Genomic DNA, 4,517 nt, shown 5'->3' with positions numbered 1-4,517 from the left:
GAGCGGGTGCTGGTCTCGGCGGCCGAGCTGTTCGTCCGTGGGGCGAAGGTGGACTGGCAGCAGATGCTGACCGGCGGGCGGCGGGTCGACCTGCCCACCTACGCCTTCCAGCATCAGCGGTTCTGGCCGAACGCCAAGCAGAGCGGTGATGCTCGGGTGCTGGGGTTGGCCGCGACGGGTCATCCGCTGCTGGGTGCGGCGGTGGGCCTGGCCGACTCGGACGGGGTGCTGCTGACCGGGCGGTTGTCGCTGTCGTCGCATCCGTGGCTGGCCGATCACGTGGTGGCCGGGATGGTGTTCTTCCCGGGTACCGGGTTCGTGGAGCTGGCGATCCGGGCGGGTGACCAGGTCGGCTGCGAGGTGGTCGAGGAGTTGATCCTGGACGCTCCGCTGGTGCTGGGCGAGGATGACGCGGTCGTGGTCCAGATCGCGGTGGGCGCGCCGGAGGAGACCGGCCGGCGGAGCGTGAGCATCTACGCCCGTTCGGCGGACGCGGCCGAGGAGGTGCCGTGGGTACGGCATGCCACCGGCACGCTCGCCACGGGCAGCCGGGCCGTCGTGCCGTTCGACACGGCGACGTGGCCCCCGACCGGCGCGACCGCGATCGCGCTGGACGGCCTCTATGACCAGCTGGCCGAAGGTTTGCTCGCCTATGGCCCGGTGTTCCAGGGATTGCGGGCGGCCTGGCTGGGTGCCGATGGCGCGGTGTTCGCCGAGGTCGCGCTGCCGGAGCAGGCGCAATCGGACGCGGGTTCGTTCGGGGTGCATCCGGCGCTGCTGGACGCGGCGTTGCACGCGGTGAGCTTCGCCGGGCTGGATGCCGCAGCGGGTACGCGGTTGCCGTTCTCCTGGGATGAGGTGCGCCTGCACGCGAGTGGGGCGACGCTGCTGAGGGTGCGACTGGCCAAGGTGGGCGAGGACGCGGTATCGCTGAGCGCGATGGACTTCGCCGGGGAGCCGGTGGTGTCGGCGCGGTCGCTGGTGCTGCGCCCGGTCTCAACCGACCAGCTCGCCGCCGCCGGTAGCACCCCGGGAGTGGAGCGGGACGCGTTGTTCGGGCTGGAGTGGACGCCCTCTATTGAGACGCCGGCATCCGACACCGAACTGGACGTGGCCGAACTCACCGGGGAAGCCCTCTCGGACCTGGCCCTGCTGGATCCGGTGCCGGATGTGGTCATGGTCGCTGTGGGATCGGCCGATGCCGAGGACGTGGTGGAGTCGACGCACGCGGTGGTGGCACAGGTCCTGGGCCTGCTGCAGCGCTGGTTGGCCGATGAGCGGTTCGAGGCTTCGCGTCTGGTGTTCGTGACCCGGAGTGCGGTCGAGGCGCGGGAAGGTGATGTGGTCGCGGATCTGGCGGGTGCGGCGGTGTGGGGTCTGGTGCGGTCGGCGCAGTGGGAAAATCCGGGCCGGTTCGTGCTGGTCGATGTCGATGGTGATGGTGAGTTGTCGTCGTCGGTGCCGGCCGGGGTGCTGGCCTCGGGTGAGCCGCAGGTGGCGGTGCGTGAGGACGGGATTCGGGTGCCTCGCCTGGCCCGGGTGGCGCCTGTGGAGGAGGCCGGACGGTCGTGGGATCCGGACGGGACGGTGTTGATCACTGGTGGGACCGGTGGTCTGGGGGGCAGTCTGGCCCGGCATGTGGTGGCCGAGCGTGGGGTGCGGCATCTGCTGCTGACCAGCCGCAGGGGTCTGGACGCTCCGGGTGCGCTGGAGTTGCGGGCGGAGTTGATCGCGCATGGTGTCGAGGTCACGGTCGCCGCCTGTGACATGGCGGATCGGGATCAGGTGGCGGCTCTGCTGTCCGGGATCGATGCCGGGCACCCGCTGACCGCGGTGATCCACACCGCCGGTGTGCTGGCCGACGGCACGATTCCGTCGTTGACGCCGGAGCGGCTGGAGACGGTGCTGCGGCCCAAGGTCAACGCCGTCTGGCATCTGCACGAGCTGACCCGGGAACTGGATCTGGCGGCGTTCATCACGTACTCGTCCCTGTCGGGCGTCATGGGCTCCGCTGGACAGGGCAACTACGCGGCCGCGAACACGTTCTTGGACGCCTTGGCGCAGGTGCGCCGGGCCGAGGGACTGCCCGCGCTGTCACTGGCCTGGGGGCCCTGGACCCAGGACACCGGATTGACCGGAACGCTGGGCGATATCGATATGCAGCGGATCACCCGTACGGGCATGCCGCCGCTGTCGGTGGAGCAGGGCCTCGCGCTGTTCGAGGCCGCTGTCGCGCTGAAGCACGCGGTGCTGGTTCCGGTTCGGCTGAACCTTCCGTCAATGCGCACTTACGGCGAGGTGCCGGCGTTGTTGCGGGGTCTGGTGCGGAGCGGTCGGCGATCGGCGTCGGGCTCGGTGGTGGCCGCGACGTTGCTGCAGCGGTTGGCTCCGCTGGGGGCGGTCGAGCGCGCCGAGGTTCTGGTGAATCTGGTGCGCGTCGAGGCGGCCATGGTGTTGGGCCATGCCTCGTCCGACACGGTGGAGGTGCGGCGGGAGTTCCGCGAGCTGGGCTTCGACTCCCTCACCGCGGTCGAGTTGCGCAACCGGCTGAACGCCGCGACCGGGCTGCGGTTGCCGGCGACGATGGTGTTCGACTACCCGACGCCGGCCGTGCTGGCGGACTTCCTGCTGGCCGAACTGTTCGGCGAGGACGCCGATGTGACGGTTCCCGCGATGGTGGTGCCGGTAACGAACGATCCGGTCGTGATCGTGGGCATGGCGTGCCGTTTCCCGGGTGAGGTCGCCTCTCCGGAGGATCTGTGGCGGCTGGTGGCCGAGGGCGGGGACGGGATCTCCGAGTTTCCGACCACGCGGGGTTGGGATCTGGGGGCGTCGTACAGCTTGGACTATGTGCGCGAGGGTGGCTTCCTGGAGAGCGCCACGCAGTTCGATCCTGGGTTCTTCGGGATCTCGCCGCGTGAGGCACTGGCGATGGACCCGCAGCAGCGCCTGCTGCTGGAGACGTCATGGGAGGCGATCGAGCGGACGGGCGTGGACCCGACCTCGTTGCGCGGCAGCCGCACCGGCGTGTTCGCCGGTGTGATGTATCACGACTACGGGATGAGCGCCGAACTCCCGCCGGAGGCGATGGGCTTCATCAGCACCGGCACTGCGGGCAGCGTCGCGACCGGCCGGATTTCGTACGCGCTGGGTCTGGAGGGTCCGGCGGTGACGGTGGACACCGCGTGTTCGTCGTCGCTGGTGGCGATGCACATGGCGGCGCAGGCGCTGCGCTCGGGTGACTGCGACCTGGCGCTTGCGGGTGGTGTGACCGTGATGGCCACCCCGGCGGTGTTCATCGGCTTCAGCGCCCAGGGTGGGCTGGCAGGCGATGGCCGGTGCAAGTCCTTCGCTGACGCGGCGGACGGCACCAACTACTCCGAGGGGGTGGGCATGCTGGTGCTGGAGCGCCTGTCGGACGCCCGCCGCAACGGTCACCAGGTGCTCGCGGTGGTGCGCGGGTCGGCGGTGAACCAGGACGGTGCGTCCAATGGGTTGACGGCGCCGAACGGTCCGTCGCAGCAGCGGGTGATCCGCCAGGCACTGGCCGGGGCCGGGCTCTCGGCGTCCGAGGTGGACGCGGTCGAGGCGCACGGTACGGGAACGACGCTGGGCGACCCGATCGAGGCCCAGGCCCTGCTGGCCACCTATGGTCAGGATCGGGACGAGGACCGTCCGCTGCTGCTGGGGTCGATCAAGTCGAACCTGGGTCACACGCAGGCGGCGGCCGGTGTGGCGGGTGTGATCAAGATGGTCATGGCTCTGCGGCACGGGGTGCTGCCTCGGACGTTGCACGTGGATGAGCCGTCGTCGCATGTGGACTGGGCCTCGGGCGCGGTGGAGTTGCTGACCGAGTCGACGGAGTGGCCGGAGACCGGTCGTCCGCGCCGGGCGGGTGTGTCGTCGTTCGGGATCAGCGGTACCAACGCACACCTGATCCTTGAGCAGGGGCCGGAGGCTTCTGAAACGGAGTCGCGTGGCGAGGACCGGGCTCCGGCCGCGGGTGTGGTGCCGTGGGTGGTGTCGGGCAAGACCGAGGAGGCGCTGCGGGCGCAGGCCGGGCGATTGCTGGCGCACGTGCGGGCGGCCGGTGAGCTTGACCCGGTGGATGTGGGGTCGTCGCTGGTGGTGTCGCGGTCAGTGTTCGAGCACCGTGCGGTGGTGGTGGGCGAGGATCGCAAGGGCTTGCTGGCGGGGCTGGCGGCGGTGGCTTCCGGTGAGCCCACGGCGGGTGTGATTCAAGGTGTGGCCGATGTGGATGGGAAGTCGGTGTGGGTGTTCCCGGGTCAGGGGGCGCAGTGGGTGGGGATGGGTGCTGCTTTGCTGGAGGAGTCGGGGGTGTTCGCCGGGCGGATGGCCGAATGTGCGGCGGCGTTGGAGCCGTTCGTGGAGTGGTCGTTGCTGGATGTGGTCCGGCAGACCGAGGGTGCGCCTTCGCTGGATCGGGTGGATGTGGTGCAGCCGACCTCGTTCGCGGTGATGGTGTCGCTGGCGGCGGTGTGGGAGTCGTTGGGGGT

1 protein-coding gene is annotated in these 4,517 nt (G+C 70.3%); it reads left to right on the top strand.

Annotated elements, in window-relative coordinates; all coding sequences use genetic code 11:
- Nucleotides 1-4,517 (top strand): type I polyketide synthase (locus tag AB0J58_RS44190; RefSeq protein ID WP_364227653.1); only part of this gene is annotated, 4,517 nt, incomplete at both ends.

Origin of the sequence: Streptosporangium sp. NPDC049644 (assembly GCF_040675205.1) — a bacterium.
Taxonomy (GTDB): domain Bacteria; phylum Actinomycetota; class Actinomycetes; order Streptosporangiales; family Streptosporangiaceae; genus Streptosporangium; species Streptosporangium fukuiense.
Note: the sequence above shows the minus strand (reverse complement) of the source record. Positions and strands in the feature narration are given on the sequence as shown.